This is a genomic window from Methyloversatilis sp. (genome assembly GCF_965284615.1).
Classification (GTDB): domain Bacteria; phylum Pseudomonadota; class Gammaproteobacteria; order Burkholderiales; family Rhodocyclaceae; genus Methyloversatilis.
Genome location: NZ_OZ260098.1, coordinates 3,585,699 through 3,608,333 on the forward strand (window position 1 = coordinate 3,585,699; position 22,635 = coordinate 3,608,333).

A 22,635-nucleotide genomic window follows, 5' to 3' on the forward strand; every position below is an offset into this window, starting at 1 on the left:
TGTATGGTTGCATCGACTGCACTGAACCTTCACAACTCCATGTCCGCAACCGAAAGCCTCGACTGGCTGCGCGACGGCGCCGACTGGCCCCATCGCGATGCGAGCCGTTTCGTCGATGCGGGCGGCGTGCGCTGGCACGTACAGATCGACGGCAGCGGCCCGCCGCTGCTCCTGCTGCACGGCAGTGGCGCGTTGACCCACTCCTGGCGCGACCTGCTGCCGCTGCTGGCGCGCGAACACACCGTCATTGCGCCCGATCTGCCGGGCCACGCCTTCAGTTCGACCCCGCCGGCCCACACGCTGTCGCTGCCCGGCATGGCGCGCGCCACGTCCGCGCTGATGCGCGCACTGCAGATCGCACCGGCGGCGGTGGCCGGGCACTCGGCCGGTGCGGCGATCGCACTGCGCATGCGGCTCGACGGCCTGCTGCCCGGCCGCCACCTGGTCAGCCTCAATGGCGCGCTGCTGCCGCTGCCCGGCCTGGCCGGCCTGCTGTTTCCGCCAGCCGCCCGCCTGCTGTCACTGACTCCCTTTGCCGCCGCCCTGTTCGCGCGCAGCGCGGCGCGCAGCGGGGCGGTCGAGCGGTTGATTGCCAGCACCGGTTCGCACATCGACGAACGCGGCATCGCGCTGTACGCGCGGCTGGTGCGCTGTCGCGCACACGTGGCCGGGGTGCTCGGCATGATGGCGAACTGGGACATCGCACCGCTGGCGCGCGATCTGCCGCGGCTCGACGCCGCGCTGACGCTGATCGCCGCGCGCGGCGACCGCACGGTGCCGGCCGACTGTTCGCGCCGGGTACAGCGCATGGTCACCGGCGCGCGCCTGATCGAGCTCGACGGGCTGGGGCATCTGGCGCACGAGGAAGCGCCACAGCGACTGGCCGCGCTGATCACCGAAGCGGTGCGGTAGGCCATTGGCGTCAGCCGCCCTGCGCGCGCGCCCGGTCCTGCCGCTCCAGCCGCTCGAACAGGTCGATCAGCCATTCCAGTCGCTGTCGCGGCGTGCGCGACGGCAGGCGGTCGAGCCGACCCTGCACAGCCAGCGGCAGCGGCGCCGCGGTGACCGCGTTGACCAGCATCGACACCTCCTCCAGTTCGGCGTAGCGCGCATCCGCCTGCTGCGCGGCCGCAGTCAGCGAGCCGGCCAGCAGCACGGTCTTACGCCAGGACGACACGACCGAGCGCTGCGACACCGAATCGTGGCCGTTGGCCACCACGCCGCGGCCGATGTCGCGATAAATGGCGCGTGCCGCGCGGATGCCCGGCCGGCAGGCCGGCGGCAGCTGTTCGATGCCGGCGGCAGCGCGCTCGTACAGCAGGTCGGCACAGCCGAGCAGGCGATCGAGCACCGGTACCAGCCGCGCATCGAACACCGGCTGCGCCAGCCAGGCGTCCGGATCGATGCCAGCCACGCGCAGCCAGCCGCGCGGCAGGTAAAGCCGGCCGCGCCGCGCGTCCTCGCCGATGTCGCGGGCGATATTGGTGAGCTGCATCGCCAGCCCGAGGTCGCAGGCGCGCGCCGCCTGTTCGCGGTCACGCACGCCCATCAGCATGGCCATCATGGCGCCGACCGTCGCCGCCACACGGGCGCAGTAGTCGTAGAGCTCGGACAGCGTTTCGTACTGCCGGCCGCGCGCGTCCCAGGCGAAGCCCTCGATCAGCGCATGCAGCAGTGCCGGCGGTATCGCGAACTGCACCACCACCCGCGACAGCATGCGATCGACCGGGTCGTTGCGCGGCCGGCCGGCACAGGCGGCGTTGACCCGCCGGCGCAAGGCATCGACGGTCGCTTCGTCGGCGGCGCTGTCATCGACCAGATCGTCGGCGATGCGGCAGAAGGCGTACAGCGCGCACGCCGGTTCGCGCACCGCACGCGGCAGCAGCAGCGAGGCGGCGAAGAAGGAGCGCGAGCCGTCGCGCAGCAAACGGCGGCAGGCGGCCATGTCCTGGGCGGCGTCGTGGTCAGACATGAGACGGATCCGGCACCAGCCGGTCGAGCACGCGCGCCGACGACAGCACGCCAGGCAGACCGGCGCCGGGGTGGGTGCCGGCGCCGACCAGATAGAGCCGCTCCAGCTCCTCGCTGCGGTTGTGCGGACGGAACCAGGCGCTCTGCGTCAGCACCGGCTCCAGCCCGAAGGCCGCGCCTTTCAGCGACAGCAGACGGTCGCGGAAATCGATCGGCGTGGTAACGCGCGAGGTGACGATGCGTTCGGCCAGCCCCGGCAGCAGGGTTTCCGACAGCCGGTCCTCGATCGCCTGGCGGTAGCGCTCCGCCACCACCGTCCAGTCGGTGCCGCTGTCCAGGTGGGGCACCGGCGACAGCACGTAGAAGGCGTCGCAGCTTGGCGGCGCCAGCGATGGATCGGTCGCCGTCGGTCGGTGCAGATAGAGGCTGAAATCGTCGGCCAGCACCTGCCGCTCGAAGATGTCGTGCAGCAGCGCCCGGTAGCGTGGACCGAGCAGTATCGTGTGGTGCGGCACCGCGTCGTAACGGCCGCGCGTGCCGAAGTACCAGACGAACAGGCTCATCGAATAGCGTGCGTCGTCGAGGCGACGGTCGGTCCAGCGCTTGCGCCGGATCGACGGCAACAGCTGCTTGTAGGTGTAGGCTGCGTCGGCGTTCGACACCACCACGTCGGCTGTAACCGTTTCGCCGTTGCGCAGCCGCACGCCCGTGGCGCGGCCGTTGTGCGCGGTGATCTCGACCACCTCGGCATCGCAGCGCACACGATTGCCCTGCCCCTCGATCAGCTTCACCAGGCCGCTGACCAGACTGCCGGTGCCGCCCATCGCGAAGTGCACGCCCCACTGCCGCTCCAGATGCGCGATCAGGCCGTAGATCGAGGTGACGGTGAACGGGTTGCCGCCGACGAACAGCGGATGAAAGCTGAGCACGAAGCGCAGCCGCTCGTCGCGCACATGGCTGGACACCAGGCTGTACAGGCTGCGGTAGCTCTGCAGCTTCACCATCGCCGGCAGCACGCGCGCCATGTCTATCCAGCTGTCGAAGGGCACGTGGCCCAGCTGTTCGAAACCGACGCGGAAGGTGGCCTCGCTGGCCAGCATGAAGCGCTCGTAACCGGCCACATCGTCCGGCGCCAGCCGCGCCACTTCGCGCCGCATCGCGTCGGGGTCGCCGGAACAGTCGAAGGTTTCGCCGTCGTCGAAGCGGATGCGGTAGAAGGGCGACAGCGGTCGCAGATCGACGTCGTCGGCCATCCGTCGGCCGCACAGCTGCCACAGTTCCTCGAACAGGAAGGGCGCGGTGACGATGGTCGGGCCGGCGTCGAAGGTGAAGCCGTCCTGCCGGTGTACATAGGCACGTCCGCCCGGCGCATCGAGCCGCTCGAGCACGGTGACGCGGTAGCCGCGTGCACCGAGCCGGACCGCCGCGGCCAGCCCGCCGAAGCCGCTGCCTATCACCACCGCGTGCGGTGCGCTGCGGCGCACGCCGGTGACGGCCGGCGGCAGATCGTTCATCGAAGTCATCGCCGCGTACCGGTCGTGTTCATCGGTTCTGGCCGGCGGACTGCGCACCCGCCTGCTTCACCAGCTGCGAAATGCCCTGTGCATCGGCGGCGGACAGTGGCGCGTACAGCGCGCCCATGCCGGCCGCCAGCGACTGCGCCGACGGATGCGGCCGCGGCGAGGTGTCGATGAACAGCGTGCGCAGCGCCGACGCGCGCACCCGCCGCGCCGCCGCATGCGCGTCCTGCTCGGCCTGGGCGCGACCGCCCTGGCCGTCGCGCGCGACATTGCCGCGGCCGTCGGTGAGCAGCACCAGCGTCGGCGTGTCGCCCTGCCGGCGCAGCGCGTCGGCCAGGCTCCAGCCGGCTTCGATGCCGGCCGCCAGCGGTGTGCCGCCGCCTCCGGGCAGTCCGGCCAGACTGCGCTTTGCGCGCACCAGCGAGCGGGTCGGCGGCAGCAGCAGTTCGGCGCGCGTGCCGCGGAAGGCGATCACCGCCACCCGGTCGCGCCGGACATAGCAGTCGGCCAGCAACAGTTCGACCGCACCCTTGGCTTCGCCCAGCCGGTGCAGCGCCAACGAGCCGGAGGCGTTGACGACGAAGATGGTGGTGGTCTGCGTGCGCTGCCGGTAGCGGACGACGCGGAAATCTTCCGGTCGCACCGCCACCTGCGTCACCGGCATGCCCTGACGCCGGCGCAACGCCTGCCACGGCGCCGCCGCACGCAGCGTATCGATGACGCTGAGCCGCAGCCCGCCACCTGGTCGCCCCTTGCGTACGCCGACCGGCCGGCCGCGCTGGCCGTTGCCGCGCAGCGCGCCTGAGCGCCCGGCGCTGCGCGCCCGCGGGAGGCGACCACCGGCCAGCCGGATGTGCGCCAGCAGGTCGGGACTGAGCACCGCGCGCACCGCTTCGAGCACACGGTCTTCGAGTGGCTGTTGCAGATCGGCGGGCCGCTCGTCCTTCTGCTCGTCCTTCTGCTCGTCCCTCTGCTCGCCGCCCGCATCGCCCGGCGGCGGCGCGGCCTCGGCGGGCGCGTTGTCGGGCGTCTGGTCGGGCGCGGCGGACTCGGGTGGCACATCGGCCGGCGCCTCGGCGGCACTCCCCGGACACTGCGTCGCGCGCGGCGCCAGCACCAGCTGGGCGGCCAGCGTCACGTCCGGCTCGCCGACCTGGTCGCGCCCGTCCAGCGCGGCCGCAGCGCGGGCGGCGCGCACTGCGAGCATGAAGGCGCGCAGCGAATCGACGCCGAAGGCCTGTGCCGCTGCACCGAGCGACTGGATCACCACCGGCGACACGCTGACCGTCGGCAGGCGCGCACGCGCAGCGGCGATGTGTCCGGCATCGAAGGGCAGTTGCGGGCAGTCGCCGGCACGCAGGCCTTCGAGTTCGACGATGCAGGCCAGGCGGTCGCACAAGGCGGCCGGCAGGTTCTCGTCGTCGCCCTGCGCCTCGTCCAGCGCGATGACACCGAACTCGGCCGCCTCGCGCGTCTCCAGCCCGTCGCGCAGCATGACCACGACGCCCTCGTCCATCACCGCGGTCAGCCGTGCCGCCGCGGCGGAACTGATGCGCTCGGCCATCGCCAGCAGCACGACGCCGCCGTGCGCCTCGACCAGCAGGCCGCGCTCGGCCACCGGTCGGCCGGCGCGCAGCGTGGCGGCGAGATCGAGCCCGCCGAGCAGACGGGCATCGGGTGCGTCGAGCGGAATGCGGCGCAGCGGCGTGCCGGGCGGCAGCAGCGCGCGCAGTTGCGCCAGCCAGGCGTCGCGCGCGGGACCGGCCTGGGCGCGCAGCCGCACACCGCCACATCCAGCCGGGTCGAGCGCACACAGCGCGGCCGGCAGCAGTGCGCGCAGCCAGCGCGCCATCGTGTCCTCAGTCTGCATTGGTACCCCGCTCATGCCGGCAGCAGCTCATCGACGGCGCGCGCCACGCGCACGCCGGAGCCGGATTCATCCAGTGGATCGCGGCGCAGCCGGTGGCGCAGCGCCGACGGCGCGATGCGCCGCAGGTGCGCGTCGCCGACCTCGTCGTCGCCGTCGTAGGCGGCCAGTGCGCGCGCCGCGCGCACCAGCGTCAGTTCGCCGCGCAGGCCGTCGGTGCCGAGCTGCATGCACAGCCGGGCCGCCTGTTCGAGCGCCGCATCCGGCACCCGCACCGTGGGTAGACGATCGCGCGCGCCGACGATGCGACGGCGCAGGCGGGCGTCGCGTCCGGCCCACTGCGCACAGAAGCCGGCGCGGTCACGCTCGAAGGCGTCGCGCCGTTTCACGACATCGACGCGGGTCGGCAGATCGGTCGGCGTGCTCACCTCGACCGACAGGCCGAAGCGGTCGAGCAGCTGCGGCCGCAGTTCGCCCTCTTCCGGGTTGCCGCTGCCGACGAGCACGAAGCGCGCGGGGTGACGCACGCTGAGGCCTTCGCGCTCGACCACGTTCTCGCCGGAAGCGGCCACGTCGATCAGCAGATCGACCAGGTGGTCCTCCAGCAGATTGACCTCGTCGACATAGAGAAAGCCGCGGTGGGCGCGCGCCAGCAGTCCGGGCTCGAAGGCCTTCTCGCCGCGGGTCAGTGCGCGCTCGAGATCGAGAGCGCCGACCACGCGGTCCTCGGTGGCGCCCAGCGGCAGATCGACCACCGGCACCGGCACCAGCCGCGCGCGTCGCGATGCGGCGGCGGCGGAACAGACCGGGCAGACCGAAGCCACTTCGTCCGGGTCGCACTGGTAGGCGCAGCCCTCGACCGCGCGCATCTTCGGCAGCAGCGCCGCCAGTGCGCGCACGGCGGTTGACTTGCCGGTGCCGCGGTCGCCGAACACCAGCACGCCGCCGATGGACGGATCGACCGCCGACAGCAGGATGGCCTGCTTCATTTCGTCCTGGCCGACGATGGCCGAAAACGGGAAGGCTTGCGACATGGCGCACCTCGCGCGGAAGTCGGGCGCCATGGAAGATCGATGGCACAGCCGATAGTGTCACTTTATGCTGACACTTCGGATGTGTTTACAGATTGACGCTATACGATGTGCCGCGCGTTCAGTTCTCGTCGCGCGGCCAGCGCGGTACGGACCAGCCGGTCATCAGCGCCAGCAGCCGCAGGCCGGCGATCAGCGCGACCGAGACGGCCAGCGACAGCAGCGGCGGCACCGCCAGTGCGTCCATGCCGAGGTAGAGCCAGGCACCGGCAAAGGCGCACAGGGCATAGGGCCGGTGGTCATGGAACACGTTCGGCACCTCGTTGCAGATGACGTCACGCATGACGCCGCCGAGCACGCCGGTGACGACGCCCATCATGACCGACACGAAGAGCGGCATGCCCATCTGGTGCGCCAGGCTGACGCCGGTGACCGAAAACAGACCGAGGCCCAGCGCGTCCGGAATCAGCATCGCGCGCTCGGTGACGATGTCGCGGTGCTTGTGCAGCCACGGAGCCGCCACCACGGTCAGCCCGAAAATGAGCCAGACATAGCCCTGGTGCTCGACCCAGAAGAAGGGCCGGCGGTCGAGCAGCACGTCGCGTACGGTGCCGCCGCCGAAGGCGGTGATGAAGGCCACGGCGAACACGCCGACCACGTCCATGCGGCGGCGCGCCGCTTCGATCAGACCGGACACGGCAAAGGCGAGCGTGGCGGCGAACTCGATTGCCGAAATGATCAGCTGGAATCTGGGCATGCGGCGATTGTAGGCGCCGCCGGCGGTTTCAGCCTTGCCGGGCCTCGAACACGTTGGCGCCGGCCGGTGTCACGAAGGATTCGAGAAAGCGGGTGCGCTGGAAGTCGGCGACGGTCGGCGGATGTGCGCGACAGGGCGCCTGCAGGAAGGGCGTATACATATAGATGGACATTTCGGGCGATTCGAAATGGACCCGGATCGACGGCGTGCGCGCAGCATCGAACTCCGGCGGCAGACCGATCTGCGCCACCAGCGTGTAGGCGATCAGCCTGTCCTTCCACGCCATCGCCACCAGCCTGTCGTGCAGTATTTCGTACTGCATGTAGTGCGGCAGCGCGTAGTTTGCGGGGTCGGACTCCAGCGGATGGACAAAACCGGCCGGACAGACGTAGCTGCCGAAGGGCCACACCGTGCCGAAGCGCCGCAGGCGTTCGCGCGCCTGCCGGTTGCTGCGGTCCAGCAGTTCAAGCAGTTCGAACTCGGCGAGCGGGGAATCGGGCTTGAACAGGGGAAGCGCCATGGTGAAACGGGGGCCGATGAAGATGACCGTTCCAGTCTATGCCGACGCCGCGCGCCGACATGCCCAACGCATCACGCTGATACAAATCGGCGCGAGCAGACGCCACATCGTTGTTTTGAACGGGGAAATTGCCTGATCGGGCTCAGGTATTCGGCTGATTGCCGCAGCGCTGGCGCGCTGCGTATAAGTCGGCCCAGTCCCCTCGCGTTTGCCCTGCCCGGAGCCGCCACCGTGAATGCGCACAGCCGACAACGCCAGCTTCGCCGCCTGCTCACACTGCGCGCCACCTTCTGCATCGGGCTGCTGACCGCAGCGCTGGCCGGCTGCCTGCTGTCCGGGCTGATGCTGCTGCATGCGCTGGAAGGCGCCTCGACCAGAACGGCTGCCGTGGCGCTGGCCGTGCTGCTGACCGTGGTCTGGGTCAGCGTGCGGCTTTCCCGCTGGCTCTGGGTGCCGACGCCGGACTGCGCGGGCATCGTGCTGCCGGACGCGCTGGCGCCCGGCTTCCGCCGGCGCATCGACCGCCTGTGCGCGCGGCTCGGTGCGCGCCGCATCGACCGCGTGCTGGCCACGCCGGAGGTGAACGCCGCCGTCGTGTGCCGCCCGGCTTTCGGTCTGTTCGGCCCGATGCGCACGACGCTGCTGCTGGGCATACCCCTGGCCCACTGCCTGACGCCGCAGCAACTGTCGGCGGTGCTGGCGCACGAACTGGCTCACCTGTCGGCGCAGCGCGGCCGCCGCGGCGCCTGGGCCGCCCATCTGCGCACCTGGTGGCTGCGCTGTTTCGACCGCATCGACGAGGACGACGGCCCGCTGGCGCGCGTCGCCCGCCGTGTGTTCGCGCGCACCGCACGGACCGATCTCGAACAGTCTGTACAGTTGTCGCGACTGGACGAATTCGAGGCCGACGCACTCGCTGCCCGCGCGGTCGGCGCGCCGGCGCTGGCCGGCGCGCTGATCGATCTGGCGATGAAGGACCGTTTCCTGACCGAGAACTACTGGACCAAGGTGATGGAACAGGCGCGCAGCAAACGCCGGCCGCGCATCCGCCCTTTCCGCGAAATGGGCCTCGGCATGCAGGTGGGCTTCGTGCGCGACGACGCGCTGGCCGATCTGGACCATCTGCTCGGCGCACGCGTCGATACCGCCGACTTCGACACCCACCCGGCGCTGGCCGAACGCCTGGCGGCGCTGGATATCGACCACGCCGACGGCCTGCCCGACGCGGCCGACAGCCCGAGCGCGGCCGAGCACTACTTCGCCGACCTGCTGCCGACGCTGTCGCTGGCCTTCGACCGCATGTGGTGGCTGGCCTCGTCGCGCGACTGGCGGCAGCAGTACCGCAGCGCGCGCGCCGATCGTCGCTGACTCAGCAGATTTCGCATCAACAGATCCTTTCCCACAGGCTGGTTTCGTCGCCCAGCCGTTCCAGTTCGGCGCCCTTGAAGTCACCGCGCGACACGATGCCGACGATCACGCCGTTGTTGACCACCGGCAGATGGCGGAAGCCGCGATCGTTCATCTCGCGCAGCGCGTCGATCGAGGTCTGGTCCGGCGCAATCGTGTGCGGATCCGGCGTCATCGCCTCGGCCAGCGTCATGGCCGGCGCGTGATGCCCTTCTGCCAGCATGCGCACCGCGTCACGGCCGGTGAAGATGCCGACCAGCTTCTGCTTGTCGTTGACCACCAGTACCGCTCCGGTCCCCTTCTCGTGCATCAGCCGGCAGGCATGACTGACCGTGTCCTTCCGCTGCAGCAACAGCGGTTCCCTGTTCTTGATGATGAAGGCGATGTAGCGCTTTTCCATGATGTCTCCTGAAATGCCCGGGGCGAGTCCCCTTTGAATCTAGCCGCCGGCCGGTCGGCCGTCTTGAGCAGGATCAGGCCGCAGCACATGGACTGTGCCGCCATGCCGACCGGAACAGCCGGCAGCGCGACAGGAGGCGGACCACGACAGGCTCTACACTGATGCCCCGTCAACCGGTTGCCTTCGCAATGCCCCGCTTCGCCCCGTCCCCGCGCACCACCGGCTATCTCGCCGCCGCTGGTACCGTCGCCATCTGGACCGGCTTCATCCTGGTATCCCGCTACGGCGGCAAGAGTCCGCTGACCGCCTGGGACACGCTGGCGCTGCGCCTGGGCACCGCCGCGCTGTTGCTGCTGCCCTTCGCCGGCAGTCTGCCGCGCGGCGCCTGGCGCAACGCACGGCTGTGGACACTGACCCTGCTCGGCGGCCTCATCTACGGCCTGTTCGTGTTCGCCGCCTTCAAGTACGCGCCAGCCGCGCACGGCGCCATCCTGCTACCCGGCATGCAGCCCTTCCTGGTCGCCGCGGCCGCCTGGTGGCTGCTCGGATCGCGGCCCGGCGCCGCCCGCATGGTCGGTCTCGCCGGCATCGCGCTGGGCATCGCCAGCGTCGCCGTGCACTACACGGCAGGCGGCCACCCCTGGACACACGACATGCTGCTTGGCGACCTGCTGCTGCTCGGCGGCTCGGCCGCCTGGGCGCTGTACAGCGTGCTGGCAAAGAAATGGAAACACGACGCGTGGACGCTCACCCGCTTCGTCGCGCTCGGTTCTACCGCGCTCTACCTGCCGGTCTATTTGCTGTGGCTGCCCAAGGCGCTCGACCAGGTGCCGACCGGCATGCTGGTGCTGCAGGGCCTCTACCAGGGCGCCGGCGTCACCATCGTGGCGATGATGCTGTTCCTGAAGGCGGTGCATGAGCTGGGCGCCGAGCGCACCGGCGCGCTGGTGGCGCTGGTTCCGGTGCTGGCCGGCGTCGCCGCGGCACCGCTGCTGGACGAGCCGCTGTCCGGCTGGCTGGTCGCCGGCCTGATCTGCGTGTCGGCGGGCGCCTTCGTCGCCGCGCGGCCCGGGCGGGTGGTGCCGCACTAAAAACGGCGCACCCGCAGGCGCGCCGTTTTTTGTCCGGACCGACGGTTCGCGTCAGAACGGGATGTCGTCGTCCATGCCACCGAAGCCGCCGGACGAGGACGGCGGTGCCGACTGCGGCGCCGGCGCCGGGCGGCTGGGCGCCTGACGCGGCGCGGACTGGCGTGGTGCCTGATCGAAATCGTCGCCACCGCTGTAACCACCACCGCCACCGCCGCCGTAGCTTTCACCGCCACCGCCACCGCCGGAACCCTGACGGCTGCCGAGCATCTGCATCTGCTCGGCGCGGATTTCGGTGGTGTAACGGTCCTGACCCTCCTTGTCCTGCCACTTGCGGGTGCGCAGGCTGCCCTCGACATAGACGGCCGAGCCCTTGCGCAGATACTGGCCGGCGATCTCGGCCAGGCGGCCGTAGAAGGACACGCGGTGCCACTCGGTCTGTTCCTTCTTCTCGCCGGTAGCCTTGTCCTTCCAGCTGTCGGTGGTCGCCACCGTGATGTTGCAGATCGCGTCGCCGTTCGGCGCGTAGCGGGTTTCCGGATCGCGGCCCAGGTTGCCGACGATGATGACCTTGTTTACTGAAGCCATGATTTCCCTCCCGCGAGATTCGTGTATTTCGTTTCTGACAGCGACGCTGCGCACCGGACGGGCGCTGCGCCATTATTCCATATGAATTTCAGGCAACGACCGGCGCATCGAGCAGCCGGCGTACGCCCTCTTCGTCCCACAGTTCCAGATTCACCTTCAGATACGCCATCCGGCGCTCCCGTTCGACGCTGGCTTCCCTGACGCCCGGCAGCTCCAGCAGCCGCTCGCGCAGCCACTCGATGTCAACATGATCGCCGATCGCGTACTCGCGCAGTGCAACCACCGGCGGCGGCTGCATGCTGCGCGCCCACAGCCACCAGGCGACGGCCAGCGCGAGACAGAAGCCGAACACGCCGGCGGCACCGAAACGCAGCGCGATCGCGCCGCCGATGGCACTGCCGGTGGCGGCACCGATGGACTGCGCGGTATTGAACACGCCAAGCGCCGCACCCTTGGCCGCTGGCGGCGCAATGCGCGACACCAGCGAGGGCAGCAGCGCCTCCAGCAGGTTGAAGGCGATGAAGAACACGAACAGCCCGCCAACCAGCACCCACATCAGATCGACCTGCGCCAGGAAGATGAATTGCGAGGCGATCAGCGTGACGATGGACGCGAGGAAAACCGACTTCACGCGCGCACGCTTCTCCGCCCAGACGATGGCCGGCACCATGACGACGAAACTGGCCAGCACGATGGGCAGGTAGAGCGTCCAGTGTTCAGCCACCGGCACACCCATCACCTCGACCAGCGCCAGCGGCACCATCAGGAACATGGCCATCTGCACCATGTGCACGGTGAACATGCCGAAATTGAGGCGCATCAGCTGACGGTCGGCAATCACCCGCGCAAACGGTGTCGGCTGCACCACCGGCGCGTGGTCGGGGTCGGGCACTACCTTGAGCAGCACCGGAATCGCGGTGAGCGCCAGCACGGCGATGAACAGGAACATGCCGTCCATGCCCACCCAGCCGTACATCGCCGGCGACAGCACCAGCGAACCGGCAAACACGAGGCCGATGGTCGAACCGATCATCGCCATCACCTTGGTGCGGTGCTGGTCGCGCACCAGATCGGCGGCGAGCGCGGTCACCGCGGCGGATATGGCGCCGGTACCCTGCAGGATGCGCGCCGCGATCATCCAGTGGATGTCCGGCGCCCACATCGCCATCAGGCTGCCCGCCGCGTACAGCAGCAGACCGACGACGATGACCGGCTTGCGACCAAAGCGGTCGGAGGCGATGCCGAACGGAATCTGCATGAAGGCCTGGGCCAGCCCGAACACGCCGAAGGCCAGCCCGGCCATGAAGATGTTGTCGCCGCCCGGCAGCGTCCGCGCGAACACCGAAAACACCGGCAGCACGAGGAACAGGCCGAGCATGCGCAAGGCGAGAATGAATGCGAGCGCCACGCCCGCACGCCATTCGGTGCGGGTCATGCGGTCTGAAATAGGGGAAGTCATGGCGGGACGGCGAAGGAACCGCCGAATTCTAGCAAAGCCGCGGCCACTGCCACGGCCTCTCCGTCACCGCCCCCGGTTTCAGCGGCACCAGGACGGCCGGCGGGGCTCAGGTCGCTCGGTCTGGCACTGCCAATGGACCGCGCCGCTGACGTCATCCAGCGAGGGCACGAAGGCCAGCGCGTCGTCCTGACCGCCGGGCCGGCCCAGCGGCGTCACGATCACCGTACCGCCTTCGCGCATGTCCACGCTTGCCACCGTCTGCAGCGCCTGTACCGCCGGCACGCGGTCGAGCGCGGACAACAGGGTGTTCGCCTGCTCCAGCGTGGCCGCCTCGGTCTGCAGGTGCTGCAGCAGCGTGCCGGCTGCCGCATCGACCTGTGCCAGACGGGCGCGCTTCACGTAGCCGTCGTACTGCGGAATGGCGATGGCGGCCAACACGCCGATGATCGCGACCAGCATGATCAGGCCGCCGCCGCCAATCCCGGGAAAGCGCGGCACGAACAGCGCCAGCAGCTTGGCGCGCAGACTGCGTCGCGGCACCCGCAGTTCGCGGCCGGACGACAGCGCGCGCAGCGCCAGCATGCGCTTGGACAGCCAGGGGTAGTCCGAAGTCAGCTCATTGAAAGACATCCAGAAGCCGCCGCTTTCAGCGCTCTGTCCGATGAAAGTGTCGCTGTTCAGCGTCATCCACCGTCGCGATCCACCCACCACGACCGCCAGCGCGCGTTCGGCATCCTCCGGCTTCGGGCACAGCGCAAGACCATAACGGTCGCAGGTGTATTCCTGGGCGCGGCGGTAGGCGGCACCGATCAAGGGCAGGAAGGCCGACGGCCAGAGAAAGACCGAACGCAGCAGCCCGGTGTGCTTGCGGTGGATGTGCGCCAGTTCGTGTCCGATGTAGAAATCGAGCGAATCCGGACGCTCCTCCAGCGCATCGACGATGGGCGAGAACAGCACGACGTAGTGGCGGCCCAGGAATTTCGCCGCCAGCGCGTTCAGGATGCCGTCGGACTGGATCAGGTAGCACTCGGGCAGTTCGCGTATGCCCAGCCGGTCGCAGGCGCTGACGATGCGCGCGTGCAGGTCCGGGAACTGGTCCGGTCCGATACGTGCCCCGTTGCCCTTCAGGTGGGTAATGAACCAGGAAAAGCCGAACAGGTAGAACAATCCGCCGAACAGCAGGTACACCAGCACCAGGCCGAAGGTGGCGACCAGGATGAGCACCCACAGCACTGCGGACAGCACGGCGTGAATTCGGAACAGCGTGTTCTCGCGCGGATAGGGCGCAACGGTCAGGATCTGCATGTCTGTTGTCATCGTTGTTGGAGGGAGACGGCGAGCGGCACGCTAATCAATACGCATGCGCGACGCAAGTGCGTGCAGCCCGACCTGTGCAGCCGCTCGCAATTCGACGGGAAATGGGGTCTCATACCCGGTTTGCCCTGCCCCCGGCCGGACCATGGACTGGATACGCATACGCGGTGCGCGCACCCACAATCTGAAGAACATCAACATCGACATTCCGCGCGACCGGCTGACGGTGATCACCGGGCTGTCCGGCTCGGGCAAGAGCTCGCTCGCCTTCGACACGCTGTACGCCGAAGGCCAGCGCCGCTACGTCGAGTCGCTGTCGGCCTACGCGCGCCAGTTCCTGCAGCTGATGGAAAAGCCGGACGTGGACCTGATCGAAGGCCTGTCGCCGGCGATCTCGATCGAACAGAAGGCGACCAGCCACAACCCGCGCTCCACCGTCGGCACGGTGACCGAAATCCACGACTACCTGCGCCTGCTGTTCGCCCGCGTGGGCACGCCGCACTGCCCGGAACACGGCGCACCGCTGGCCGCACAGAGCGTGTCGCAGATGGTCGATGCGGTGCTGGCGATGCCGGAAGAGAGCAAGGTGGCCATCCTTGCGCCGGTGGTAAGCGAGCGCAAGGGCGAACAGGTCGAGCTCATTTCCGACCTGCGCTCGCGCGGCTTCGTGCGCGTGCGGCTGGACGGCGTGCTGATGGACATCGACAAGCTGCCCAAGCTGGACAAGAACATCAAGCACTCGATCGACGTCGTCGTCAACCGCCTGAAGGTGCGCGCCGACGCCCGCCAGCGGCTGGCCGAATCGATCGAGACTGCGCTGCAGCAGGCCGAGGGCCGGGCGATCGCGCTGGACATGGACAGCGGCGCCGAACAGCTTTTCTCCGCCCGCTTCGCCTGCCCGGTGTGCGGCCACAGCGTGGCCGAGCTGGAGCCGCGCCTGTTCTCGTTCAACAACCCGGCCGGCGCCTGCACCAGCTGTGACGGTCTGGGCATGGTCACCTTCTTCGACCCGGCGCGCATCGTCGCCCACCCTCACCTGTCGCTCGCCTCCGGCGCGATCCGCGGCTGGGACCGGCGCAACCAGTTCTACTTCCAGCTGCTGTCCAGCCTCGCCACTTTCTACAAGTTCGACGTCGATACGCCGTGGGACCAGCTCGACGCGAAGCTGCAGGACATCGTGCTCAGCGGCTCGGGCCGCGACCGCATCCCCTTCCGCTACCTGTCGGAATCCGGCCGCACCACGGTGCGCGAGCACACCTTCGAAGGCGTGGTGCCCAATCTGGAGCGGCGCTACCGCGAAACCGATTCGGTCGTCGTGCGCGAAGAACTGGGCAAGTACCGCAACACCAAGGTGTGCCCGGACTGCCAGGGCACGCGCCTGCGCTCGGACGCGCGCCACGTGAAGGTCGGCGACCACACGCTGCCGCAGCTCGCCTCGCTGCCGCTGCGCGCCTGTCAGCAGGTGTTCGAAGGGCTGGAACTCGATGGCGCGCGTGCCGCCATCGCCGCCCGCATCATGCGCGAGATCGCCGCCCGCCTCGGCTTCCTGATCGATGTCGGCCTCGACTACCTGAGCCTGGACCGCTCGGCCGAAACCTTGTCCGGCGGCGAGGCGCAGCGCATCCGGCTGGCCAGCCAGATCGGCTCCGGCCTGACCGGCGTCATGTACGTGCTGGACGAGCCGTCGATCGGCCTGCACCAGCGCGACAACGCGCGCCTGCTCGGCACGCTGAACAAGCTGCGCGACCTCGGCAACACGGTGGTGGTGGTCGAGCACGACCAGGAAGCGATCGAAATGGCCGACCACGTGGTCAACATGGGCCCCGGCGCCGGCCAGCACGGCGGACAGGTGATCGCCCAAGGGCGGCCGGCCGACATCGAAGCTTCCGAGGACAGTCTGACCGGCGCCTACTTGTCCGGCCGCAAGCAGATCGAAGTACCGAAGAAGCGCACCCAGCCGACCGACGCCTGGCTGCACGTGCGCGGCGCCCGCGGCAACAACCTGCGCGGCGCCGACGCGTCGATTCCGCTCGGGCTGATCACCTGCGTGACCGGCGTGTCAGGCTCCGGCAAATCGACGCTGATCAACGACACGCTGTACACCGCGGCCGCCCACCACCTGTACGGCTCGGCCGCGCTGCCGGCGGCGCACGACGCGATCGAGGGGCTGGAACAGTTCGACAAGGTGATCAATGTCGACCAGTCGCCGATCGGCCGCACGCCGCGCTCCAACCCGGCCACCTACACCGGCCTGCTGACGCCGATACGCGAACTGTTCGCCGGCACGCCGGAGGCGCGCTCGCGCGGCTACGGCCCCGGCCGCTTCTCGTTCAACGTGAAGGGCGGCCGCTGCGAAGCCTGCCAGGGCGACGGTCTGGTGCGGGTCGAAATGCACTTCCTGCCGGACGTGTTCGTGCCCTGCGACGTGTGCAACGGCAAGCGCTACAACCGCGAAACGCTGGACATCCGCTACAAGGGCAAGACCATTCACGAAGTGCTGGGCATGACGGTGAACGAGGCACGCGGCTTCTTCGACGCGGTGCCCACCGTCGCCCGCAAGCTGGAAACGCTGGTCGAAGTCGGGCTGGGCTACATCGGCCTCGGCCAGAGTGCGACCACGCTGTCCGGCGGCGAGGCGCAGCGGGTGAAGCTGGCGCTGGAGCTGAGCAAACGCGACACCGGCCGCACGCTGTACATACTCGACGAGCCGACCACCGGTCTGCACTTCCACGACGTGGACATGCTGCTCGGCGTGCTCTACCGGCTGCGTGACGCCGGCAACACCATCGTCGTCATCGAGCACAACCTCGACGTGATCAAGACCGCCGACTGGATCATCGACCTCGGCCCGGAAGGCGGCGCGGGTGGCGGCGAAATCATCGCCACCGGCACGCCGGAGCAGGTGGCGGCGGAAGAGCGCTCGTACACAGGGCACTACCTTGCGCCACTGCTGAAGCCGCGCAAGGCGGCGGGGCGCAGGAAGTAGCGGCGAGCCAAGCTTTTGTGAGAGCGCGCTTGCTCGCGATTGCAGCCTGAATCGAAGACGGCGGTCCGCGATCGCCGCATCGCGACCAGAGGTCGCTCCCACAATAATGCGTGTCCGCACCATTATCGGAGCCGGGCTTCCTGTGGGAGCGAGCTTGCTCGCGATCTCGACCGCAAATCATGCGCATAGGCTCTGCGATATACATTTCGTTGAACTGAAATCTCAACGTCATGATCAATGCCCCCTCCTCGCACCGGCTTCGTCGTGGCCGGGTTTCGGAACCCGGGCGCGCCTATCTGGTGACGACGGTGACCCGAACGCGTGAACCGGTGTTCGAGAATCTGTGGTCAGCGAGAACTCTGATAGGCGTATTGATGGAGGCCGACCGCGTCGGAATGAGCCGAACCCTCGCGTTCGTCGTGATGCCTGACCACCTGCACTGGCTGCTCAGGCTCGACACAGCGGCCACGCTGCCGCAGGTCGTGCAGCGGGTGAAGTCGGTGAGTGCGCACAGGATCGGGCGAGCAATCTGGCAGTCCGGATTTCATGACCGCGGCGCTCGCGAAGGCGAGGACGTACGCGATCAAGCGCGCTACATCGTTGCAAACCCACTGCGTGCGGGTCTGGTTGAACGGGTCGGCGACTATCCGCATTGGGATGCAATCTGGATCTGAAGGGATTGCGATGGTCACAGGAAAGCGGTTGAGCCAATGCAGCATCGCGACCAGAGGTCGCTCCCACCAGAAGCACGCCCGCCTCGTCGTCGGAGCCCGGATTCCCGTGGGAGCGAGCTTGCTCGCGATTGCAGCCTGAATCGAAGCCGGCGATCCGCAAAGGCCGCATCGCGACCTGAGGTCGCTCCCGCAAACTCAGTCGATCAAGCCGAGCTGTCGCGCTGCGTGCATCAGTTCGATGTCGGTTGACACGCCGAGCTTCGATTTGATCTGGTAGTGGATGTTGAACACCGTCTTCACGCTGATGTGCAGCGTGTCGGCGATATCCTCGCGCGACTTCGCGGCGACCAGCATGCGCAGGATTTCGAATTCGCGCGCGCTCAGCGCGGCCAGCGGGTTCTTCGCCGCACTGCCCGAGCGGCGCAGCGCGGCCAGTTCGGTCTGCACGTCGGGGCTCAGCGTCTGCCGCCGGTGATACACCGCGCAGATGGCCTCGACCAGCAAGTCCGGCGACGAACTCTTGGTGACATAGCCGAGCGCGCCCGACTCCAGCGCCTTCTCGACGAAGGTGGCGTCGCGGTGCATGGTGAAGATGAGCACGCGCGCGTCGCGGTCGCGCTGCAGGATGTGCTGCAGCGTCTGGATGCCGCTGGCACCGGGCAGCGTGATGTCCATCACCACCACGTCCGGTGCCAGTTCGACGTAGCGCCGGTAGGCCTCCTCGCCCGAGCCGGCTTCGGCCGCGATGGTCAGCGGCGGATGCCGCTCGATCAGACGCCGGTAGCCCTCGCGCACCACCGCGTGGTCGTTGACCAGCAGCACGCTGATCGGTGTATCGGTCATGCCGGTGTTCCTCCGTCCGTCAGTTGCCAGGGCACGACGATATCGACCGCCAGTCCCTGCGGATCGCGCGCCGACAGCTGCACGCGGCCGCCGAGCGCGATCACCCTTTCTTTCACGCCGATCAGGCCGAAGCCGCCGGACTTGCCACGTGGCGCCGGCAGATCAGGCCCGCGCACGACGCCGTCGTCACTGACGCGCAGCCGGATGTCGTCACTCGCCGTGCGCCGCTCCAGTTGCACGTCAACCGTCGTCGCACCGGAATGTTTGGCCGCGTTGGTCAGACACTCCTGCACGATGCGATAGAGATTGATCGCGATGTCGTCCGGCACGTCGGCGAAGTCGCCGCTGACCTCCAGGCGGTAGCTGCAGCGGCCGCGCGCCTGGGCGTCCCACATGCGCACCAGCTTGTCGAGGCCGGCGATCAGCCCGTACTCGTCCAGTCCGACCGGCCGCAGCTGGCGCAGGATTCCGTGCAGCGATTCCATCATGCCGCTGACCGTGCGCAGCACCGTCCGGCCGCTGGCGCGCAGCGCCTCCGGCTGCGGCTCCGGCCGCCCCGCCTCGTTCACGACGCAGGCCGCCTCGGCGCTGATCGACGCCAGGCTCTGCCCGAACTCGTCGTGCAGTTCGCGCGCCAGCCGCCGGCGCTCGCCTTCCTGCACGGTGAGCAGCATCTGCGCCAGGCGCTGCTGCTCCTGCGTCTTCTGTTTCAGATTGCCGGCCATCGCGTTGAACACCGAGCCGATGCGGTCGAATTCGATCAGTTCGAAGGCCGGCAGACGTGCGTCCAGATCGCCACGTTCGAGCTTGCCGAGGCCGTCCAGCACCGCCGCCGCCGGACGCAGCGCGCGGCTGATGCTGAAGTAGATGAGCACGTTGAACGCCAGCAGCGCCAGCACCGCCCACATCAGCAGGCGCGTGATCTCGCTCCACACAGCCGCGCTCTCGCGGTCGGCATCGACGCGTATCAGCACCTCGCCCATCTTCAGGCCGGGCGCACGCCCGACGTCGAGGCCGACCCCGTAGGGCTGATACCACAGCACGCGCCGCCCCACCTTCACGCCCGGCGATTCGCCGCTGTCGGCGGCCGACTCGGCGCCACGGTCGATGCGCCGGTTCAATGTGTAGCGGATCAGTTCGCGGAACCACGCCGGCGCCTCGGCGGTCGCCTGCGGCGGCGGCGCCTGCTGGCAGCTGTTGGCCGACAGCGTGCCTTCGAGGTCGAAGTACTGCACGCACAGCCGGGTCACTTCCGAAAATTCGGCGAAGCGCGCGAGGTCCGGCTTGCCGATATTCAGTTCGAGCCCGCTCAGCTGGCGCGACATCTGGTCGGTGATCAGCCGCGACACGAGGTCGGCGTTGCGCACCGCCTCGGCCTGCAGCCGTGTCGTCGTGCGCCAGATCAGGCCGGCCGACGCAAGCACGCCGATGGCCACGGCGAGCAGCGTGATGCGCAGCATCAGCGTCAGTTTCAGGTTGGTGCCGCGCTTCATCGGCCGGATTCTAGCCGGCTGGCGCGCGGGCATCTTGCCCGCGGCAGCGAGGGCTACCGGCTGTGCCGGTCCTGTTTCGGCGTGACTGGATCTGTTCCGTGCGCGCGACGGGCTCTAGTGTGGCGACACGGTGCGCCCGCGCGCGCACGCCATCATCGCTGCTGGAGATCCGTCATGTCCTCGTCTCACGCCCCGTCCGTGCTGCGCATCGCCACCACCGTGTTCTGGAGCTTCTTCGGCGTGCGCAAGCGCAGCCGGCACGACGTCAACACGGTGACGCTGAAGCCGCTGCATCTGATCGCCGGCGCCGTGCTCGGCGCCGCGCTGTTCGTCGGCACGCTGCTGACCGCGGTGCATTTCATCACCCGCTGAGCGGGCGATCTTCGATCAGGCCTCTCCCTCGGGCAGCGCGAACAGGCGCTGTGCAATACGTGCGGCCGCCGCTTCGAGCCGCGCCCGACAGGCGGCGCGCCCCGCCTCGTCCAGCCAGGCGCTGATGAAGGTGGTGCCGATGCCCGCCACCGGGTAGCCGCCGGCGTCGCAGATCGGCACGCCCATGCCGCTGGTGCTGCGGTCCAGCACCATGCCGTCGAAGCAGCAGTAGCCGTGCGCCAGCGCGAACTCGACGGCGTCGCGATGGCGGGTTTCGTCGTAGCGCTCGACGCGGTGGAAGCGCGACAGATTGATGCGCATGAGCTCCCACACCTCGTCCGCCGGCAGTCGCGACATCATCGCGATGCAGCTCTGCGTGATGCCGAAGGCGGTACGCAGGCCGACGTCGCCGCGCCCGACCTGTATCTGCGAGCGCGTGTCATAGCGGCCAATGCACACGCTGTCGAGACCGCTGCGGATGTTCAGGAACACCACCTGGTCCAGTTCCTCGGCCAGCGCGCTCAGTTCGGTCGCCGCCGCGCGTTCAACCGGCTGGCGGCTGATCGCCGAATAGCCGAGCGCGGCCAGATCGCCTCCGAGGTTGAAGCGCAGCGTGACCGGGTCGCGCTCGACCCAGCCCATGTCGATCAGCATGTCGAGCACGCGGTGTATGGTCGGCCGAGGCAGACCGGTGCGCGCGACCAGTTCGGTCAGCAGGCTGCCGCGGCGCGAGCCGCGCGCGATCGTCGTCACCAGCAGCCGCGCGCGGTGCAGGCTGCCGGCCGGCGCCTCGTCCGCCTCGCCGCATTGCGCTGAAGATCGCCCCTTCATCGGCCCGTCTGCCTCCGCTCCGTCCGCCCGCAGGAACGGTGTCCGATATGCGGACACCTATGTCGCGCACGCTTATTGCCGCATGCAGATGCGAACACTAGCATCGACCTCACACAACAAAACCTCGAACAACCGGTTTGTCCGTTCATCGGACAGCTTTCTTGATTCAGGAGGAGACATGGCCACGCTCTACGGCGCGCAGCACCGCGCGCTGCAGGAAAAGTTCGACATGCGGCCGCTGGCCGACCGCGTGCAGCAATTCATCGTGCATCCGGACATCCAGCCCGAACATCAGGGCTTCATCGAGTCGCGCGACTTCTTCTTTCTCACCACGATCGACCATCGCGGCTACCCGACGGTGTCGCACAAGGGCGGCAGCCCCGGTTTCGTCAAGGTGGTCGATGGGACGACGCTGGCGTTCCCGAGCTTCGACGGCAACGGCATGTTCCTGTCGATGGGCAATATCGGCGCCAACCCGAAGATCGGCATGCTGTTCATCGACTTCGAAACGCCGCACCGCGTGCGCGTGCATGGCGACGCCACGGTGAGCCGCGACGATCCGCTGCTGCACGAGGGCCTGCCCGCCTTCCACGGCGCGGAATTCGTCGTGCGCGTGAAGCTGGCGGAAATCTTCATCAACTGCCCGCGCTACATCCACCGCTACCAGCGCGTCGCCGGTGCGCCGCACGTGCCGCAGCCCGGCTGCGAAACGCCGCCCGCGACCTGGAAGCGCATCGACGGGCTGCAGGACGTACTGCCCGCGCGCGACAGTCAGGTCGCCGAAGCGCAGGGCCTGCTGACGCCGGACGAATACGCCGAACTGGTGCAGCAGGGCCGCACCTGACGCCGCGGCTGCGGCCGCTCCCCTCCTCGCCGCCCGAACGCATGCAGCCCCACCGGGGCCGCAGGGGCGGCTGCACGCCCACGCCTCGAAAGGACATTGCCATGCACGCACTGAAGCCCTTCTCCGCCCTGGTCTGCGCCAACGTCATTCTGGCGGTAACGATGACCTTCACGATGCAGACCTTCCCGCTGCCGATGTGGCCGATGGTGATCGCCTGGGCCTGCTTCTTCCATCTCGGCGGCGGCGACCGGCCGCCGGCCGCACTGGCGGCTGTGCTGGCGCACGCAGTGTTCGGCGTGTTCGCCGGCTGGCTGGCGGCGCTGGCCATCCTGTTCAACCCGACCGCGCTGCCCGGCACTGTGTGGGTACCGCTGGTGGTCGGCGCCGCAGTCGGTGTCATGAGTCTGGCCTCCGGCTGGCCGCGGCTGGCGGTGCTGCCGGTGTGCGTCTATGGCTTCGCAGCGAACTGGGCCTACCTCGACGTGCCCGGTCGCTTCGACGCTACGGTGCTCACCGCGCTGCGTGCCGACAACGTGATCGTCGCGCTGCCGCTGGCGCTGCTGATCGGCTGCCTGTTCGGTTGGGCCAACGCGCGGCTGATCGCGCAGCTGAGCGCGCCCGACACGCGGACGCGCGGCGCCGGCTGAGCCCTCGTCCACGCACACAGGGC

Annotated in this window: 21 protein-coding genes; 8 read left to right on the forward strand and 13 right to left on the reverse strand. The window is 68.9% G+C overall.

The window, feature by feature from the left end; genetic code table 11:
* Positions 1-39: 39 nt before the first annotated feature.
* Positions 40-912 (forward strand): alpha/beta fold hydrolase BchO, encoded by an 873-nt coding sequence (gene bchO, locus ACQ66H_RS17060; protein WP_430435004.1) that lies wholly within the window; start codon positions 40-42, stop codon positions 910-912.
* 10 nt (positions 913-922) lie between these two features.
* On the opposite strand, the gene ACQ66H_RS17065 is transcribed toward bchO, so the two are convergent.
* From ACQ66H_RS17065 to ACQ66H_RS17090, 6 genes are all read right to left on the reverse strand, one after another.
* A complete protein-coding gene (locus tag ACQ66H_RS17065; RefSeq protein ID WP_430435005.1) occupies positions 923-1,972 on the reverse strand; it encodes a phytoene/squalene synthase family protein in 1,050 nt (349 codons plus the stop codon).
* The gene (locus ACQ66H_RS17070) at positions 1,965-3,494 is read right to left on the reverse strand and encodes a phytoene desaturase (RefSeq protein WP_430435006.1); all 1,530 of its coding nucleotides are present in this window, start codon (positions 3,492-3,494) and stop codon (positions 1,965-1,967) included. The genes ACQ66H_RS17065 and ACQ66H_RS17070 overlap by 8 nt, the downstream gene beginning before the upstream one ends.
* Positions 3,495-3,513: 19 nt before the next feature.
* Positions 3,514-5,376 carry a magnesium chelatase subunit D gene (locus ACQ66H_RS17075; protein ID WP_430435007.1) on the reverse strand — a complete coding sequence of 621 codons (1,863 nt, stop codon included), beginning with the start codon at positions 5,374-5,376 and terminating at the stop codon, positions 3,514-3,516.
* Positions 5,373-6,392: a magnesium chelatase ATPase subunit I gene (gene bchI / locus ACQ66H_RS17080; RefSeq protein WP_019916960.1), complete on the reverse strand. Its 1,020-nt coding sequence runs from the start codon at positions 6,390-6,392 to the stop codon at positions 5,373-5,375. The genes ACQ66H_RS17075 and bchI overlap by 4 nt, the downstream gene beginning before the upstream one ends.
* Positions 6,393-6,510: 118 nt before the next feature.
* Positions 6,511-7,146: a trimeric intracellular cation channel family protein gene (locus ACQ66H_RS17085; protein ID WP_430435008.1), complete on the reverse strand. Its 636-nt coding sequence runs from the start codon at positions 7,144-7,146 to the stop codon at positions 6,511-6,513.
* Positions 7,147-7,174: 28 nt separating this feature from the next.
* Entirely contained in the window at positions 7,175-7,666 is a 492-nt protein-coding gene (locus ACQ66H_RS17090) for a hypothetical protein (protein WP_430435009.1), read from the reverse strand.
* A 231-nt stretch (positions 7,667-7,897) separates the two neighbouring features.
* Here ACQ66H_RS17090 and ACQ66H_RS17095 point away from each other — a divergent pair, with 231 nt between their 5' ends.
* On the forward strand, positions 7,898-9,034 hold the full coding sequence (locus ACQ66H_RS17095) for a M48 family metallopeptidase (protein ID WP_430435010.1): 1,137 nt from the start codon (positions 7,898-7,900) through the stop codon (positions 9,032-9,034).
* A 16-nt stretch (positions 9,035-9,050) separates the two neighbouring features.
* Here the strand turns inward: ACQ66H_RS17095 and ACQ66H_RS17100 are convergent, their stop codons facing one another.
* Positions 9,051-9,473, reverse strand: a complete 423-nt coding sequence (locus ACQ66H_RS17100; RefSeq protein ID WP_430435011.1) for a CBS domain-containing protein — start codon at positions 9,471-9,473, stop codon at positions 9,051-9,053.
* A gap of 188 nt (positions 9,474-9,661) precedes the next feature.
* Here ACQ66H_RS17100 and ACQ66H_RS17105 point away from each other — a divergent pair, with 188 nt between their 5' ends.
* On the forward strand, positions 9,662-10,564 hold the full coding sequence (locus ACQ66H_RS17105) for a DMT family transporter (RefSeq protein WP_430435012.1): 903 nt from the start codon (positions 9,662-9,664) through the stop codon (positions 10,562-10,564).
* Between the two features lie 51 nt (positions 10,565-10,615).
* Here ACQ66H_RS17105 and ssb read toward each other — a convergent pair whose 3' ends face one another.
* The 3 genes from ssb to ACQ66H_RS17120 all read right to left on the reverse strand — a co-directional run bounded on the left by ssb (position 10,616) and on the right by ACQ66H_RS17120 (position 13,913).
* Positions 10,616-11,149 (reverse strand): single-stranded DNA-binding protein, encoded by a 534-nt coding sequence (gene ssb, locus ACQ66H_RS17110; RefSeq protein WP_425763111.1) that lies wholly within the window; start codon positions 11,147-11,149, stop codon positions 10,616-10,618.
* Positions 11,150-11,237: 88 nt separating this feature from the next.
* Positions 11,238-12,584 (reverse strand): MFS transporter, encoded by a 1,347-nt coding sequence (locus ACQ66H_RS17115; RefSeq protein ID WP_430435013.1) that lies wholly within the window; start codon positions 12,582-12,584, stop codon positions 11,238-11,240.
* A 102-nt stretch (positions 12,585-12,686) separates the two neighbouring features.
* The gene (locus tag ACQ66H_RS17120; RefSeq protein WP_430435014.1) at positions 12,687-13,913 is read right to left on the reverse strand and encodes a M48 family metalloprotease; all 1,227 of its coding nucleotides are present in this window, start codon (positions 13,911-13,913) and stop codon (positions 12,687-12,689) included.
* 154 nt (positions 13,914-14,067) lie between these two features.
* Here ACQ66H_RS17120 and uvrA point away from each other — a divergent pair, with 154 nt between their 5' ends.
* The gene (gene uvrA, locus ACQ66H_RS17125) at positions 14,068-16,908 is read left to right on the forward strand and encodes an excinuclease ABC subunit UvrA (RefSeq protein WP_430435015.1); all 2,841 of its coding nucleotides are present in this window, start codon (positions 14,068-14,070) and stop codon (positions 16,906-16,908) included.
* Between the two features lie 230 nt (positions 16,909-17,138).
* Entirely contained in the window at positions 17,139-17,582 is a 444-nt protein-coding gene (locus tag ACQ66H_RS17130; protein WP_430435016.1) for an REP-associated tyrosine transposase, read from the forward strand.
* Positions 17,583-17,777: 195 nt separating this feature from the next.
* On the opposite strand, the gene ACQ66H_RS17135 is transcribed toward ACQ66H_RS17130, so the two are convergent.
* Together ACQ66H_RS17135 and ACQ66H_RS17140 are read right to left on the reverse strand one after the other, a co-directional pair.
* Positions 17,778-18,425, reverse strand: a complete 648-nt coding sequence (locus ACQ66H_RS17135) for a response regulator (RefSeq protein ID WP_430435017.1) — start codon at positions 18,423-18,425, stop codon at positions 17,778-17,780.
* Positions 18,422-19,918 (reverse strand): histidine kinase, encoded by a 1,497-nt coding sequence (locus tag ACQ66H_RS17140; protein ID WP_430435018.1) that lies wholly within the window; start codon positions 19,916-19,918, stop codon positions 18,422-18,424. The genes ACQ66H_RS17135 and ACQ66H_RS17140 overlap by 4 nt, the downstream gene beginning before the upstream one ends.
* 174 nt (positions 19,919-20,092) lie before the next feature.
* Between ACQ66H_RS17140 and ACQ66H_RS17145 the strand changes: the two genes are divergently transcribed.
* Positions 20,093-20,290: a DUF2970 domain-containing protein gene (locus ACQ66H_RS17145; RefSeq protein ID WP_430435019.1), complete on the forward strand. Its 198-nt coding sequence runs from the start codon at positions 20,093-20,095 to the stop codon at positions 20,288-20,290.
* 15 nt (positions 20,291-20,305) lie between these two features.
* Here ACQ66H_RS17145 and ACQ66H_RS17150 read toward each other — a convergent pair whose 3' ends face one another.
* Complete coding sequence (locus ACQ66H_RS17150; RefSeq protein ID WP_430435020.1) at positions 20,306-21,121, reverse strand: IclR family transcriptional regulator; 816 nt, start codon at positions 21,119-21,121, stop codon at positions 20,306-20,308.
* A 178-nt stretch (positions 21,122-21,299) separates the two neighbouring features.
* Between ACQ66H_RS17150 and ACQ66H_RS17155 the strand changes: the two genes are divergently transcribed.
* Together ACQ66H_RS17155 and ACQ66H_RS17160 are read left to right on the forward strand one after the other, a co-directional pair.
* Positions 21,300-21,965, forward strand: coding sequence for a pyridoxamine 5'-phosphate oxidase family protein (locus ACQ66H_RS17155; protein WP_430435021.1), 666 nt, complete (start codon positions 21,300-21,302; stop codon positions 21,963-21,965).
* A 101-nt stretch (positions 21,966-22,066) separates the two neighbouring features.
* Positions 22,067-22,612: a DUF1097 domain-containing protein gene (locus ACQ66H_RS17160; RefSeq protein ID WP_430435022.1), complete on the forward strand. Its 546-nt coding sequence runs from the start codon at positions 22,067-22,069 to the stop codon at positions 22,610-22,612.
* Positions 22,613-22,635 lie beyond the last annotated feature (23 nt).

What these genes read in the sequence shown, in the direction of transcription:
- ACQ66H_RS17065 (WP_430435005.1), bottom strand. Translation starts at nt 1,972, where the DNA reads ATGTCTGACCACGACGCCGCCCAGGACATGGCCGCCTGCCGCCGTTTG.
- ACQ66H_RS17155 (WP_430435021.1), top strand. Translation starts at nt 21,300, where the DNA reads ATGGCCACGCTCTACGGCGCGCAGCACCGCGCGCTGCAGGAAAAGTTC.
- ACQ66H_RS17085 (WP_430435008.1), bottom strand. Translation starts at nt 7,146, where the DNA reads ATGCCCAGATTCCAGCTGATCATTTCGGCAATCGAGTTCGCCGCCACG.
- ACQ66H_RS17150 (WP_430435020.1), bottom strand. Translation starts at nt 21,121, where the DNA reads ATGAAGGGGCGATCTTCAGCGCAATGCGGCGAGGCGGACGAGGCGCCG.
- ACQ66H_RS17120 (WP_430435014.1), bottom strand. Translation starts at nt 13,913, where the DNA reads ATGCAGATCCTGACCGTTGCGCCCTATCCGCGCGAGAACACGCTGTTC.
- ACQ66H_RS17130 (WP_430435016.1), top strand. Translation starts at nt 17,139, where the DNA reads ATGATCAATGCCCCCTCCTCGCACCGGCTTCGTCGTGGCCGGGTTTCG.
- bchO (WP_430435004.1), top strand. Translation starts at nt 40, where the DNA reads ATGTCCGCAACCGAAAGCCTCGACTGGCTGCGCGACGGCGCCGACTGG.
- ACQ66H_RS17075 (WP_430435007.1), bottom strand. Translation starts at nt 5,376, where the DNA reads ATGAGCGGGGTACCAATGCAGACTGAGGACACGATGGCGCGCTGGCTG.
- ACQ66H_RS17135 (WP_430435017.1), bottom strand. Translation starts at nt 18,425, where the DNA reads ATGACCGATACACCGATCAGCGTGCTGCTGGTCAACGACCACGCGGTG.
- ACQ66H_RS17160 (WP_430435022.1), top strand. Translation starts at nt 22,067, where the DNA reads ATGCACGCACTGAAGCCCTTCTCCGCCCTGGTCTGCGCCAACGTCATT.
- ACQ66H_RS17100 (WP_430435011.1), bottom strand. Translation starts at nt 9,473, where the DNA reads ATGGAAAAGCGCTACATCGCCTTCATCATCAAGAACAGGGAACCGCTG.
- bchI (WP_019916960.1), bottom strand. Translation starts at nt 6,392, where the DNA reads ATGTCGCAAGCCTTCCCGTTTTCGGCCATCGTCGGCCAGGACGAAATG.
- ACQ66H_RS17090 (WP_430435009.1), bottom strand. Translation starts at nt 7,666, where the DNA reads ATGGCGCTTCCCCTGTTCAAGCCCGATTCCCCGCTCGCCGAGTTCGAA.
- ACQ66H_RS17145 (WP_430435019.1), top strand. Translation starts at nt 20,093, where the DNA reads ATGTCCTCGTCTCACGCCCCGTCCGTGCTGCGCATCGCCACCACCGTG.
- ACQ66H_RS17070 (WP_430435006.1), bottom strand. Translation starts at nt 3,494, where the DNA reads ATGACTTCGATGAACGATCTGCCGCCGGCCGTCACCGGCGTGCGCCGC.
- ACQ66H_RS17140 (WP_430435018.1), bottom strand. Translation starts at nt 19,918, where the DNA reads ATGAAGCGCGGCACCAACCTGAAACTGACGCTGATGCTGCGCATCACG.
- ssb (WP_425763111.1), bottom strand. Translation starts at nt 11,149, where the DNA reads ATGGCTTCAGTAAACAAGGTCATCATCGTCGGCAACCTGGGCCGCGAT.
- uvrA (WP_430435015.1), top strand. Translation starts at nt 14,068, where the DNA reads ATGGACTGGATACGCATACGCGGTGCGCGCACCCACAATCTGAAGAAC.
- ACQ66H_RS17105 (WP_430435012.1), top strand. Translation starts at nt 9,662, where the DNA reads ATGCCCCGCTTCGCCCCGTCCCCGCGCACCACCGGCTATCTCGCCGCC.
- ACQ66H_RS17115 (WP_430435013.1), bottom strand. Translation starts at nt 12,584, where the DNA reads ATGACCCGCACCGAATGGCGTGCGGGCGTGGCGCTCGCATTCATTCTC.